11 protein-coding genes are annotated in these 13,675 nt (G+C 32.7%); 4 read left to right on the plus strand and 7 right to left on the minus strand.

Annotated elements, in window-relative coordinates; all coding sequences use genetic code 11:
- The coding region (locus tag KQA_RS19665; RefSeq protein WP_010182127.1) for an Ig-like domain-containing protein at window positions 1-1,017 on the plus strand (1,017 nt) is incomplete at its 5' end.
- Between the two features lie 86 nt (window positions 1,018-1,103).
- Here the strand turns inward: KQA_RS19665 and KQA_RS0214340 are convergent.
- The 5 genes from KQA_RS0214340 to KQA_RS0214360 all read right to left on the minus strand — a co-directional run bounded on the left by KQA_RS0214340 (window position 1,104) and on the right by KQA_RS0214360 (window position 5,754).
- Entirely contained in the window at window positions 1,104-1,658 is a 555-nt protein-coding gene (locus KQA_RS0214340; RefSeq protein WP_010182128.1) for a hypothetical protein, read from the minus strand.
- Window positions 1,659-1,826: 168 nt separating this feature from the next.
- Window positions 1,827-2,117 (minus strand): hypothetical protein, encoded by a 291-nt coding sequence (locus KQA_RS0214345; protein WP_010182129.1) that lies wholly within the window; start codon window positions 2,115-2,117, stop codon window positions 1,827-1,829.
- Between the two features lie 41 nt (window positions 2,118-2,158).
- Window positions 2,159-4,267 carry a DNA helicase RecQ gene (gene recQ / locus KQA_RS0214350; protein WP_010182130.1) on the minus strand — a complete coding sequence of 703 codons (2,109 nt, stop codon included), beginning with the start codon at window positions 4,265-4,267 and terminating at the stop codon, window positions 2,159-2,161.
- Between the two features lie 211 nt (window positions 4,268-4,478).
- Window positions 4,479-5,012, minus strand: coding sequence for a KdsC family phosphatase (locus KQA_RS0214355; protein WP_010182131.1), 534 nt, complete (start codon window positions 5,010-5,012; stop codon window positions 4,479-4,481).
- On the minus strand, window positions 5,005-5,754 hold the full coding sequence (locus KQA_RS0214360) for a Rossmann-like and DUF2520 domain-containing protein (RefSeq protein WP_010182132.1): 750 nt from the start codon (window positions 5,752-5,754) through the stop codon (window positions 5,005-5,007). Before KQA_RS0214360 ends, KQA_RS0214355 begins: the two co-directional genes overlap by 8 nt.
- 154 nt (window positions 5,755-5,908) lie before the next feature.
- On the opposite strand from KQA_RS0214360, the gene ccsA reads away from it, so the two are divergent.
- Window positions 5,909-9,064, plus strand: a complete 3,156-nt coding sequence (ccsA, locus tag KQA_RS0214365; protein WP_010182133.1) for a cytochrome c biogenesis protein — start codon at window positions 5,909-5,911, stop codon at window positions 9,062-9,064.
- 202 nt (window positions 9,065-9,266) lie between these two features.
- Here ccsA and KQA_RS0214370 read toward each other — a convergent pair whose 3' ends face one another.
- Both KQA_RS0214370 and KQA_RS0214375 read right to left on the minus strand, forming a co-directional pair.
- Complete coding sequence (locus KQA_RS0214370) at window positions 9,267-10,223, minus strand: transketolase family protein (RefSeq protein ID WP_010182135.1); 957 nt, start codon at window positions 10,221-10,223, stop codon at window positions 9,267-9,269.
- 35 nt (window positions 10,224-10,258) lie between these two features.
- Window positions 10,259-11,155, minus strand: coding sequence for a transketolase (locus KQA_RS0214375; protein ID WP_262482165.1), 897 nt, complete (start codon window positions 11,153-11,155; stop codon window positions 10,259-10,261).
- A 633-nt stretch (window positions 11,156-11,788) separates the two neighbouring features.
- Here KQA_RS0214375 and KQA_RS0214380 point away from each other — a divergent pair.
- Together KQA_RS0214380 and tgt are read left to right on the plus strand one after the other, a co-directional pair.
- Window positions 11,789-12,328: a hypothetical protein gene (locus KQA_RS0214380; protein WP_010182137.1), complete on the plus strand. Its 540-nt coding sequence runs from the start codon at window positions 11,789-11,791 to the stop codon at window positions 12,326-12,328.
- Between the two features lie 209 nt (window positions 12,329-12,537).
- Window positions 12,538-13,668 (plus strand): tRNA guanosine(34) transglycosylase Tgt, encoded by a 1,131-nt coding sequence (gene tgt, locus KQA_RS0214385; protein ID WP_010182138.1) that lies wholly within the window; start codon window positions 12,538-12,540, stop codon window positions 13,666-13,668.
- The last annotated feature ends 7 nt before the right edge of the window (window positions 13,669-13,675 follow it).

A 13,675-nucleotide genomic window follows, 5' to 3' on the forward strand; every position in this document is an offset into this window, starting at 1 on the left:
GGGAATGCTGTAATTACTGTAGCGACAATGGACGGTAACTTTAAGTCATCGAGTAATATAACTGTAAAATTCACACCAATTAGTGTTGATAAAGTGAGTTTAACACCGGAGAATGAAAGTATAGAGGTAGGAGCTAATTTAGCTTTAACAGCCATTGTAAAACCTTCTAATGCAACAAATAAGAAATTAATTTGGAGTTCAAGTAACCCGGCTATTGCCACAGTTAATGAGACCGGATTAGTAACTGCTTTAAAAATTGGAAAAGCAACTATTTCTGCAGTTTCTGTGGATGGTGATTTCGAAGGAAAGTCAACGATTAATGTAGTAAAACCATTAATTGTTGGAGGACTTGTAATACAAGCTGAAGATATCATAGGAACTGGTGGTACGTTTGACGATGGAACTGTTCCTTTAGGGGTGCAAATTGAGACAGGAGTAGGAATTAACTATGTAAATACAGGTGATTGGGTAACTTACTCGATAAACGTTCCCGAAGCTGGGGAGTACAGCATAAATTACTTCATTACTACAGAAAATAGTCGAACAGAAATTACAATGGAAGTAGATGGTGTAGAAGTTAGTGTTGATGCTGTTCCTAATACTGGAAGTTGGACTAAGTACACTTTATTAACAGCTGCAAATAGAGTTAATTTAACTAAAGGTACACACAATATACGTATATCAGCTTCGAGTGCTACAGAGTGGCAATGGAATTTAGATAAAATTGTATTTACTACTGATGATCCTACATTGAGTAACGAAGAATTTTTTATAAACAAAAATGGTGAAACGGGAAGAGTGTATCCTGTTCCTGCATCGGATGTTGTTTATGTAAATTTAGGTGATGTTGAAGGAACGTTAATTGTAGATTTAATTAACATAAATGGAACAAGCCTATTATCTGAAAATTATAAAGATAATTTCAAATTTGATGTTAGTAATCTAAGCGCTGGAATTTATTTTGTAGTTGTAAATGATGGGGAAACATCATTTAGTAAAATGCTTATTATAGAATAATAAAATTTGTTAGAGGTTATAAAAAAAGGCATAAAATTTCAAATTTTATGCCTTTTACTTTGTTATTTGTCCGTCCCGAAATAGTGTTAAAAACTATATCCTATTCTTAAATGAAGATTAATAATTAAACCATTATCATCAGTATTATTTTTGTCAAAATAATGAATGTAGCCAGCTCCAATAGCAGTTTCATAATTAAAATGTTTACCCAAGTTACGCCTAATTCCCCAGGTAGGAATAAGAGAAAGGCTATTTGAAAAATTAATATTTTTTTGGTCAGAAATTGTAAACCAATCTGGATGATATTTAGTTTTTAAAGAACAAAAGTTACCCGAATTATTATCAATGCGTTTTGATTTTTTTTGGCGTTTATCTAAATTATAATACCACCGAGGCTCAATATTAATGACAGGAGTAAAAAAGAGTTTATCATTATCATTAACAACCCCTGGTTCAAGCCCTAGTTCAGTTCTTAATGTTGTTGAATGAGATAACTTTGCTTCGTGTAGTGCGTATATAGATAATACTCCTACTTGAATTCCAAAAAGTGATTTTTCAACACTAGAGGTGGACTTCACATTTTGTGATTTAGCCATAAAGCTTACACTAATAAATACTAAGGTTGCTATTATTTTTTTCATTAATTTAATTATTTATGCATTCATAAGACAACTCAAATTGATTTTACCCTAAAAAATGTAGGTTATTAATAGGTATAGCTTTGGTATTTACGAATTAGTTGAACCGATTATTGTTCCCTTAAACGTATATTTATCTAATATATACATTATTATTATATAGGTAGTTATTTAAAAGCTGTAACCAAGCCTAATATGCAAATCGATAGATAATTCATCATCATAAACGAAGCTTTCTTTATGATAGTCTATATAGCCAATACCTATACCAGTTTCATAATTAAAATGCTTTCCTATATGCCTACGGATTCCTATAGTATTTGTTAATTTAGCTTCATAGTTACTCCAAATTCCAAGAATTCCTGCTTGTACTCCAAAAAGTGATTTTTCAACACTTGGATTTTGAGCTGTACTGGTTATTGTAGTTCCTAATAAAATCAGAATTAATAAAAGATTTTTCATGAATTTTTTTGTGTAAAATTGTGTAATTGATTTTAAAAAAATTAGTTGTTGAGTAAAGCTAAAGCTATTCGAATAGTTGTATAGGGCATTTCTTCTTTAAAGTGTTCAAAATAAGTACGCAATGTACTTGGATTTTCTAAGGTTACTTTTGCTTTTTTAATCTTATTTAAATCATGTTGGTCAATTAATTTTTCTAATTGAATAGCTTTGTCTGTTTCATAAGCTTTGCATAAATGCGAAATAATAGTAGTATCTGCTATTTTACGTTCCATAGCTATGTCTTCCACACTAAGACCATTTTTAAATAGATTAGCGGAAGTGATGTAAGTAGGTTCTTTTTTAGACTTTGTTTTAGTTTGTTTTTCTTTATGAAAAGCAATTATTTCTGAAATAAAATCATGTCCATAATCTTGCATTTTCTTTTTCCCAACACCGCTAATTTGTATAAATTCATCATCGGTCATAGGTCTGGCTTGTTCCATTTCTTTTAATGAAGCGTCACTAAAAATTTGATAAGCAGGTATTTCCTCTTCTCTGGAAAGTTTTAAGCGTAATAAACGTAATCGCTCAAATAAATCAGTACTCTTTTTAACTCTAATTTCTTTTTTAGGAGTTGTTTTAATTGCCGATTTTTCAATAATAGTAGCTAAATCTACGGGCTGTTTTTCAAATAATACTTTTTCAGCTAATGCGGTTAATTTTAAGTGATTCTTTTCGTGGAAAGCAATCTCAATAATTCCTTGATTGATTAATTGAATAATGTATTGTTGCCAATGTTTCCACGAGGCTTCTTTTCCAATACCATAAGTAGAAACTTGGGTGTAATTTTTTTCAAGAATTGTAGCATTCTGTGCGCCTCTTAAAATATCTATAACAGTAGCCAAAGGTTCACTTTGTTTAACTCGTGCAATAGTAGATAAAGCTTTTTGGGCCAAAATCGTACCATCAAAAAAGGTAGGAGGGTGTTTGCAAACATCACAGTTACCACAATCTTTTTCTGGAATTTCACCAAAGTAACTAAGTAGAACTTTACGTCGGCAACTTAAAGCATCGGCGTATTGCTGCATACGATCCAATTTGGCTAATTGGACTTCGGTATTTCCAGAGTTTGTAGCAAATTGTTGCAATTGAACCACATCGGCATAACTATGAAAAAGAATAGTTTTTGAAGCCACTCCGTCACGTCCAGCTCGACCAATTTCTTGATAATAACCTTCAATATTCTTGGGTAAATTATAATGAATAACCCAACGTACATTGGATTTGTCAATTCCCATTCCAAAGGCTACTGTAGCACAAACAATTTGTAATTGATCATTAATAAATTCGTTTTGTACCTGTTCCCTAATATGGTGACCTAAACCAGCATGATAAGCTTTTGCTTTAAAACCTGCACTTTCTAGTTTTTCCGCTAAACTTTCGGTTGTTTTTCGGCTTAAACAGTAAATGATACCACTATCATTGGGATGATCATCAACAAATTGAAGGATCTTTTTTACACGGTCAATTCCTGGGCGAACTTCCAAGCTTAAGTTAGGTCTATCAAAAGAACTTAAGTGCAGTGTCGCATTATTTAAATTTAATTGCTTTGAAATATCTTCCCGGGTGGCTTTGTCGGCTGTAGCGGTTAAAGCAATGATAGGAGTAGTAGGGAATCGGTTCTTTAAATAACCAAGTTGTGTGTATGCGGGTCTAAAATCATGACCCCAAGCCGAAATACAATGTGCTTCATCAATAGCAATTAAGCTTAAATCTACTTGATTTAATATTCCTTCAAGTTGTGATAAGCTTTCGGGTGCCACATAAAGTAATTTCGTTTCCTTAGTTAAAATTGTATTAAAAATTGTGTGTTGCTCTTCTGCAGCTTGACTGCTATTAATAAAGGCAGCACCAATACCATTAGCTCGTAATCCATCTACTTGATCCTTCATTAAGGCAATTAATGGCGAAATAACTAATGTTAGTCCACTAAGCATAGTAGCTGGTAATTGATAACAAATCGATTTTCCGCCACCGGTGGGCATAATCACTAAATTATCCTGACCTTTAAAAATGGCACTTATAATCTCTTTTTGCTGTGGTCTAAATTCACTATACCCAAAAAAATCCTTTAAATTTTGGTAAAGTAAGGCTTCGTTAATCTCGGGCATTTATTATAGTTTAGTTGTTCGTTGTTCGTTGTTCGTTGTTCGTTGTTTGATGTCTGGTGATGGCTTAGTTAATTTGTTAAAAAAAGATTCAAGGAAGTATACGAACTTAGATTATAGATTTGTTGTGCTTTAACCTTTAACCTTTAACCTTTAACCTTTAACCTTTAACCTTTAACCTTTAACCTTTAACCTATCAAATAACCTATCAAAATTAAGCACTTGTAATGGTACGTTCATCATCAGTTGGCCATTTTTCTTGTACTTTTAGTACTTGTTCAATAACATCACGGACACAACCTTTTCCTCCATTAATATGTGAAATATATTTTGAGGCAGCTTTAACTTCCGCTACGGCGTCCTGTGGGCAAGTGGGCAACCCAATTCTGTTCATTACTGGCAAATCAGGTAAATCATCACCCATATAAAGTACTTGTTCAGGTTTAATGTTATTCGCTTCTAAATATTCAGTGTAGCATTTAATTTTATCACCTGCTCCAAGGTACACATCTTTAACACCTAAACCTTCAAATCTACTTTTTACGGCTTCATTTTTTCCGCCAGAAATAATACAAACGTTATAGCCTTTATCCAAGGCTACCTTAGTAGCATAGCCGTCTTTGGTATTCATACTGCGTAGTAGATTCCCATTATTATCAATAAGCAATGATCCATCGGTATACACACCATCTACGTCAAACATAAATGTGGTAATTTCGTTTAAGTATTCTTTATAACTTTTACTCATAATAGTGTTGTATTGCTGCGGTAAGCAGTTGGTATAATTTTATTTTTTTTTGATCTGTAAGTGTTGTAATATGTCTTTCAATAGTTTTTTTGTCATTTCTAATAGCAGGTCCAGTTTGTATTTCTTTAGGACTGTTTGTGCTAATTTTTGTAATTGTTTCTGATATGAGAGGTTTTAAAATATTGAAATCAATAGCATTGGTTTGACAAATTTCTTCAGCTTGGGTGTACATAAAATTGCTGAAATTATTCGCAAAAATTGCAGCAACATGTAGAATATTTCGTTGTTCCGAATTTAATACATATACTGCTTTGGAAATACTTTGTGCAAAACGTACTAACAATTGTTGATCACTTTCGTGAGAAGCTTCGATGGCAATTGGAACCTCGGAAAAAGAAACAGGAATGTTTTTCTTAAAACTTTGAACAGGATAGAAAATACCCTTACGTTCAAAACTTGAAAATACTTCTAAAGGCGTACTACCAGAAGTGTGAACAATTAATCCTTTTAAATGATTAAATTCAGTATTTACAGTAGGTAAAGCATCATCGCTAATAGCAAAAATATACAAATCAGCATCAACAATTTCTGTGGGCCGATTGGTTATTGTTACTCCACAATTAGCAATATTTTCTCCCTTTCGATTATAGTTTTGGAGTAATAAAATACGAGTATGTTTTTCTAAAGTAGTACATAAATGTGTAGCTACATTTCCTGAACCTAAAACAACAACTTTAATCATGTGTTAAAAATACTGAAGTAATATATAAATACGAATAAAAGTTCCTTCAAATATATAGGTGTTTAGTAGTAAAACAATGCTTCAGTTTGTAAATTTGCACCCAATTTAGATTACCCCAAAAAATAAAGCCACACTGTGGCAATAAATTTAGCGTATGATTCTTAAAAAAATTGCTAGTGCCCTTTTTTCTACTCGATTAATGGCTATTCTTTTTTTAGCGTTTGCCACCTCAATGGCCATTGGTACCTTTTTAGAAAATGATTATGGTACTCCAGCTGCTCGTATATGGGTATATAATACTTGGTGGTTCGAGGCAATTATGGGGATTTTTCTATTAAATTTTTTAGGAAACATATTTCGCTATGGACTCCATAAGCGTGAAAAATGGCCTACATTATTGTTACACTTATCGTTCATTTTTATTTTATTAGGTGCTTTTATCACCCGGTATATAAGTTACGAGGGGATTATGCCGATTAGAGAAGGTGTAACAACAAACAAATTTCTTTCAGAAAAAACCTATTTACAACTTTTAATGGTTGGGGATTATAACGGGGATTTAAAACAACGTAAAGTAAATACAGCCCTAGAATTAGCAGCGCCTACTAATAATGATTTTACGGTTACTACCGATTTTAATAAACAGCCAGTTACTATTGAGTATATAGATTATATTGAAGGAGCAGAGTTAGGTTTAGTGCCTAATGATGATGGCGAATTGCATTTAAAGTTAGTGGAAGCTGGTGAAGGAAAACGACATGAGCATTACTTAAAGGCCGGAGAAGTAAGTAATATTCATAATATTTTATACGCGTTTAATAAACCAACTGAAGGAGCCATTAATATTACTTATGATAAAGGAAATTATAGTATCTATTCTCCTTTTGAAGGTTCATTTATGCGCATGGCAGATCAATTACAAGGAACAGTAATTAGAGATAGTGTACAAGAATTACAATTACGCTCGTTATATCAAATGGCAGGGACTCAATTTGTGATTCCAGAACCTCCTGTAAAAGGAAATTATGATGTGATTCCAACAAAAATTAAGGAAAAAGGACAGGAAAATGCATTGGTTGTGGATATAACAACTAAAAATGAAACTAAACGTTTAAAATTATTAGGAGGTAAAGGTTTTGTCAATGATTTTAAACAAGTCAACATGGGAGGCCTTGAACTATCCTTACGCTATGGTTCACAGGAATTAGAACTTCCCTTTTCTTTGAAATTGAATGATTTTATAGCTACAAAATATCCAGGAACTGAAAAAGGATATGCCTCTTATAAAAGTAAAGTCGATTTGGTTGAAGATGGAAAATCAATTCCGAAAGAAATTTTTATGAATAATGTGTTAGACCATAAAGGTTTTCGTTTTTTTCAAGCCAGTTTTGATCCTGATGAAAAGGGAACTGTATTATCTGTAAATCATGATTTTTGGGGCAGTTGGATTACTTATTTAGGATACTCGTTATTGTATATCGGTTTAATGGCTATTTTGTTGATAAAGGGATCTCGTTTTAAAAAATTGGAAAAAAGTTTAAATAAGATTAAGCTTAAAAAGGCAGCTTTAGGTTTGGTGCTCGTTTGTGGGATAGTAAATGTTACTTCTGTAAAGGCACAATCGGCATTACCAACAGATGTCTCATTAAGACCTACAAAAAAACAGCTCGATTCTTTAGTTAAAGCCAATGCAGTATCACCGGAACATGCCGAAAAATTTGGATCTATCGTTATACAAGATGAGAGTGGTCGAATGAAGCCTATTAATACTTTTGCGTCCGAATTGTTGCGAAAGTTAAGTAAGCGAACTAAATACGAAGGCTTGAGTAGTGATCAAGTATTTATTTCCATGCAAGAAAATCCAATTGCTTGGTATAACATCCCTTTAATATACATTGATTGGAAAAATGATAGTATTCGAAAAATTTTAGGGGTACCAAAAAAAGCAAGCAGAGTAGCTTTGGTGGATCTGTTTGAAAAGGATGGAACCTATAAATTAGCTCCTTATTTGGATGCAGCCACAAGTACGAATACTCCAAATCAATTCGAAAAGGATTTTATAAAAACGCACGAAAAATTTTATTTATTAAATTCAGCTTTGAGTGGGAGTGTATTTCGAGTATTTCCTTTACCCAATGATGAGAATAATAAATGGGTTTCACCACCTATGTTGAATGAAGAGAAATTTTCGGGAATCGATTCCGTGTATACGCGTCAAATATTGCCTATATATCGATCGTCATTACTGGAAGCGCGACAAACAGGCGATTACAGTAAACCGGATAAATATTTATCAAGTATTAAGAACTTTCAAAAAAAATACGGGAGCGTCGTGTTGCCTTCCGAAAAGAAAGTTGAAACAGAAATACTATATAACAAGTATGATATTTTTAGAAAACTCTATACCTATTATTCATTAGCAGGTTTGTTGATGATTATTTTTACCATAATTCAAATTTTTAAGAAAAATAAAGTAACTCGTATTTTAGTTGGTATTAGTAAGTATAGCATTATTCTTTTGTTTATAATGCATACTCTTGGTCTAATAGCTCGTTGGTATGTGTCCGGTCATGCCCCTTGGAGTGATGCTTATGAGTCTATGATTTATGTAGGTTGGGCAACTATGTTTTTTGGTATTGCTCTGGGAAGGAAAAGTGATTTAACCATTGGAGCCACAGCATTTGTAGCTTCAATAATATTATGGGTAGCCCATATGAATTGGATGGATCCCGAAATAGCCAATCTTCAACCGGTATTAAATTCATATTGGTTAATGATTCATGTAGCTGTTATTGTGGCTAGTTATGGACCATTTATTTTAGGAGCTATTTTAGGAGTTGTGGCATTATTATTAATGGTTTTGACTACTAAAAAGAATAAAAAGAAAATGAAGCTTAATATAGAGGAGCTGACCATAGTAAATGAAATGTCATTAACTATTGGTTTGGTTATGCTGACTATTGGGAATTTTTTGGGAGGACAATGGGCAAATGAGAGTTGGGGTCGTTATTGGGGATGGGACCCTAAAGAAACTTGGGCTTTAATTAGTATTATGATTTATGCGTTTGTAATTCATATGCGCTTAGTGCCTGGCTTACGCGGAAAGTGGATTTATAATTTTGTATCCATGATTGCTGTTTCAACTATTATGATGACTTATTTCGGAGTTAATTTTTATCTTTCGGGCTTACATTCATATGCAAGTGGTGACCAGGTAATAACTCCAACTTTTGTATATTATACAATTACTGGGGCATTTGTTTTGGGAGCAATTTCTTTGTGGAGGTATAGAGTACACTACAAGAAATAGTTTTAAGTAGAATGTAGTGTCTCTTATGCGATTTGTAAATCCCGTATGGACAGCGTATAAAGTTTCAAGCTTTATATAATTTACAATAATCCTAAAATATTTTGTTTTTTAGTTAGTACGAGAGAGACATACTTATAAAAAAATCCAAGATTTGATTTATTCAAATCTTGGATTTTTTATAATGATCGTATATGTAAATCAATTACTTTTTACGGGCTAATACCTTTTCAGCAGCTTTTTCAATAGCCGGTGCATCAAGTTCATATTTAGCCATTAATTCTGTTGCTGTACCACTTTCACCAAAAGTATCTTTAGTAGCAACATATTCTTGTGGAGTTGGGTTGTTTAATGATAATACACGAGCAACACTCTCTCCTAAACCACCAAGGTAATTATGTTCCTCACAAGTAACAATACAACCAGTTTTAGCAATAGATTTTAGTATTGCTTCCTCGTCAAGAGGTTTAATGGTATGTATGTTAATTACTTCGGCGCTAATTCCTTTAGCTTCTAATTTTTCGGCAGCTAGTAAAGCTTCCCAAACACAGTGACCAGTAGCAACTATAGTTACATCTGTTCCTTCACTTAGCATTACAGCTTTACCTATTACAAACTCACCGTTTTCTGGAGTAAAGTTAGCCACTTTCGGACGTCCAAAACGTAAATATACAGGACCTTCATATTCAGCAATGGCAAGTGTAGCCGCTTTTGTTTGGTTAAAATCACAAGGATTAATAACAACCATTCCTGGTAGCATTTTCATTAATCCGATGTCTTCTAATATTTGGTGAGTCGCACCGTCTTCACCTAAGGTAAGACCAGCATGCGATGCACATATTTTTACATTTTTTTCAGAATAAGCAACCGATTGACGAATTTGATCATAAACACGTCCCGTAGCAAAGTTGGCAAATGTACCAGCAAAAGGAATTTTACCACCAACAGTTAAACCTGCAGCCATTCCAATCATGTTAGCTTCGGCAATACCTGTTTGAAAAAAACGTTCAGGGCTATGTTCAATAAAGCCTTCCATTTTTAATGATCCAATAAGGTCTGCACAAAGTGCTACCACATTTTCATTTGTTTTAGCTAATTCAGTCAATCCAGCTCCAAAACCAGAGCGAGTATCTTTTTTACCTGTATCTATATATTTTTTCATATTGTCTTTGTTTGTGTAAACTTGTAGTGGATTGTTTAGTAATCTCCTAAAGTTTCTGGATTTTGAGAAAGTGCCGTAGCTAATTGTTCATCACTTGGGGCTTTACCATGCCAAGCATGAGTATGCATCATAAAATCAACACCATTCCCCATCATAGTATGTAGTAAAATACAAACAGGCTTACCTTTACCAGTTTTGGATTTAGCTTCATTTAATCCAGCAATAATAGCTTCAAGGTTGTTCCCTTCTTTAACTTCTAATACATCCCAACCAAAAGCTTCAAATTTAGCTTTTAGGTTACCTAATGAACAAACGTCCTCAGTAGAACCGTCAATTTGTTGTCCATTGTAGTCAACAGTAGCAATTAAATTATCTACTTTGTTTGCTGCGGCATACATGGCAGCTTCCCAAATTTGACCTTCTTGTAATTCACCGTCACCATGTAACGTGTATACTAAGTTGTCATCATTATTTAATTTTTTTGCTTGTGCAGTTCCTAAGGCAACAGATAATCCTTGACCTAGTGAACCAGAAGCTACACGTACACCAGGTAAACCATCGTGCGTTGAAGGGTGACCTTGTAAACGAGTTCCTAATTTACGGAAAGTACTTAGCTCTTCAACAGGAAAATATCCGCTACGCGCTAAAACACTATATATAACAGGTGAAATATGACCATTTGAAAGGTAAAATACATCTTCTCCAATACCATCCATATCAAAACCATCTTTACGGTTCATAATTTCTTGGTAAAGTGCTACTAAAAATTCGGTGCAACCTAATGACCCTCCTGGGTGACCAGAATTAACAGCGTGTACCTGGCGTAAGATATCTCTACGTACCTGAGTAGCAAAATCTTCTAGTTGTTTGATGTTTGACATTTTATTTGTTTGGTTTATTTGCACCAAAAATAGTGGTTTTGTAAACCGCATCAAAATGCATAAATGCTTTTATCTAATATGTAACAATATTCCTGTTTTGTTAGTTATTTGTGGCGTTCATTATTAAAATTGAACAACTACTTAAGTATTTGTTAATGAATTTTAGGTTTTACATTAAATAATTAAATTAAAATGAGGTTTATGCTTGTAAAATCAGTTTAAAAAAACAATTGCTAAAGTTTCATATTTTTTAATCAATGAGTTGTTGTTTTTAAGTAGTTTGAAAATCCTGCAAAATCAAAAAAATAGGCATTTTCTAACTTTATAGTAAAAACAAAAATCTATTTCTGTTTTACTTGGGTATCAATTATGTTTATAGTCAAATAGATGCAAAATCTTAAAAAGAAAAGCCCTCAAATTAGCATACAATCAAATTTGAAAAGGACTTATTTTCTACATAAGTGGAAGAAAATAAACTATTTAATAGGGTTTCAATGTAAATCAACTAAATCTATAAAACTTTAAGATGCTTGTTAAATAAAATATAAAAACAAAACAAGTATAAGAAAAATTTAGGGTTTTTTAATTTTCAATTGTTTTGATTGATGAGTAGCTTATTGTAAGCTATTCTCTAACTTTTTTAAACAACACTAACTAATTTATTATTAATTAAAAATTGAAAAAATGAAAAGTATAAAAAAAATGAAAAAAACTTTCGTATCATGTTTTTTAATAATCTCAGCATTATTTTTGAACTCATGCGAAAAAGAAAGTAAATTAAGTGAGGCGGATACTAATGATGCTAATGTCACAAATGAACTGATTGCTAAATTTAATACTGACCCTATATTATTTTCAAGGCTCAAAGAAATTCAGAAGATAGATGATCAGGGAAAATCATCTATCGAGTTCAGTAACCTACTAAATGATTTAGTAAAGAGTAATCCTAAATTAGGTGAACTTACAGAAGAGCAAACAACAAAAGTTTTTGAGAATTCAGTTTTTGCTAATTTTGGAAGTTTTAATGCAGAAGTGGGATCGGTTGAAAATGAAGAAACTAAAGAATCGTCGATAGCCAAAAATAAGAGAATAGCAGCTAGATTCGATCCAAATTGTTATTCAGGAAGACATTCATGTTGTTCTGTAATTGGTGGTAACTTAGCGTCTAGATGTTTTAAATGGTATTGTCCATATGTACCAGAAAGATTTTTGTGTTTTAGATAAATATTAAATATTAAAAATTAAAAGGCAATAATTTTGTTGTTTATTATTGCCTTTTATTTTAATTAATCAAAAAAAGAATGAACAATTTATACAAAAAGCTTAAAACAAAACTATTTTGTTGAGTAAATTGATCAACTTAATTATTTCTGTTATAATTGAGTTAAAGAAATCCGAGTTAAAAGCTATCTTTGCTGCTTTAAACTTGTTTTATGAAATTTGATTTACTAGCTAAAGATCCTCAAACCAAAGCCAGAGCAGCTAAACTTACTACAGATCATGGAGTGATTGAAACTCCTATTTTTATGCCAGTAGGAACCGTAGGAACTGTTAAAGGGGTGCATCAACGTGAATTAAAGCAAGATATTAATCCTGATATTATTTTAGGAAACACGTATCATTTGTATTTACGTCCTCAAACGCCAATATTAGAGAAAGCAGGTGGATTGCATAAGTTTATGAATTGGGATCGTAATATATTAACCGATAGTGGTGGGTATCAGGTATATTCCCTTTCGGGAAGAAGAAAAATAAAGGAAGAAGGGGTAAAATTTAAGTCCCATATTGATGGATCATATCATATGTTTACACCCGAGAATGTCATGGAAATTCAGCGTTCTATTGGAGCGGATATCATCATGGCTTTTGATGAATGTACGCCATATCCATGTGATTATAATTATGCAAAGCGAAGTATGCATATGACGCATCGTTGGCTAAAGCGATGTATAACACATTTAGAAAAAACACCTTTTAAATATGATTATTCACAAGCATTTTTTCCTATAGTACAAGGAAGCACGTATAAAGATTTACGTAGACAATCAGCAGAAACTATAGCCAATGCAGGAGCTCCAGGAAATGCAATTGGAGGGCTTTCGGTAGGAGAGCCCGCAGAGGAGTTGTATGCAATGACAGAAATTGTTACTGAAGTACTTCCAGAAGATAAACCACGTTATTTAATGGGAGTAGGTACTCCTATTAATATATTAGAAAATATAGCACTGGGTGTTGATATGTTTGATTGTGTAATGCCGACACGTAATGCACGTAATGGAATGCTGTTTACGGCTCATGGATCCATCAATATTAAAAATAAAAAATGGGAAGATGATTTTTCAGCTATTGATGAAATGAATATCACATGGGTAGACACCGAATATTCAAAAGCTTATTTAAAGCATTTATTTTCGGTAAATGAATTGTTAGGGAAGCAAATAGCAACTATACATAATTTAGGTTTTTATTTATGGTTGGTTCGTGAGGCCAGAAAACATATATTAGCAGGAGATTTTGCTGAATGGAAGACAAAAATGGTAAAGCAAATGGATAATCGTTTGTAAGCAAAAT

The sequence above is a fragment of the Aquimarina agarilytica ZC1 genome (assembly GCF_000255455.1).
GTDB classification, from domain to species: Bacteria; Bacteroidota; Bacteroidia; order Flavobacteriales; family Flavobacteriaceae; genus Aquimarina; species Aquimarina agarilytica.

Excerpts from the sequence above, each read along its gene's own strand:
- KQA_RS0214360 (WP_010182132.1), bottom strand. The coding sequence starts at position 5,754 with ATGATTAAAGTTGTTGTTTTAGGTTCAGGAAATGTAGCTACACATTTA.
- KQA_RS0214380 (WP_010182137.1), top strand. The coding sequence starts at position 11,789 with ATGAAAAGTATAAAAAAAATGAAAAAAACTTTCGTATCATGTTTTTTA.
- KQA_RS0214375 (WP_262482165.1), bottom strand. The coding sequence starts at position 11,155 with ATGCGGTTTACAAAACCACTATTTTTGGTGCAAATAAACCAAACAAAT.
- recQ (WP_010182130.1), bottom strand. The coding sequence starts at position 4,267 with ATGCCCGAGATTAACGAAGCCTTACTTTACCAAAATTTAAAGGATTTT.
- KQA_RS0214370 (WP_010182135.1), bottom strand. The coding sequence starts at position 10,223 with ATGAAAAAATATATAGATACAGGTAAAAAAGATACTCGCTCTGGTTTT.
- KQA_RS0214355 (WP_010182131.1), bottom strand. The coding sequence starts at position 5,012 with ATGAGTAAAAGTTATAAAGAATACTTAAACGAAATTACCACATTTATG.
- ccsA (WP_010182133.1), top strand. The coding sequence starts at position 5,909 with ATGATTCTTAAAAAAATTGCTAGTGCCCTTTTTTCTACTCGATTAATG.
- KQA_RS0214345 (WP_010182129.1), bottom strand. The coding sequence starts at position 2,117 with ATGAAAAATCTTTTATTAATTCTGATTTTATTAGGAACTACAATAACC.
- KQA_RS0214340 (WP_010182128.1), bottom strand. The coding sequence starts at position 1,658 with ATGAAAAAAATAATAGCAACCTTAGTATTTATTAGTGTAAGCTTTATG.
- tgt (WP_010182138.1), top strand. The coding sequence starts at position 12,538 with ATGAAATTTGATTTACTAGCTAAAGATCCTCAAACCAAAGCCAGAGCA.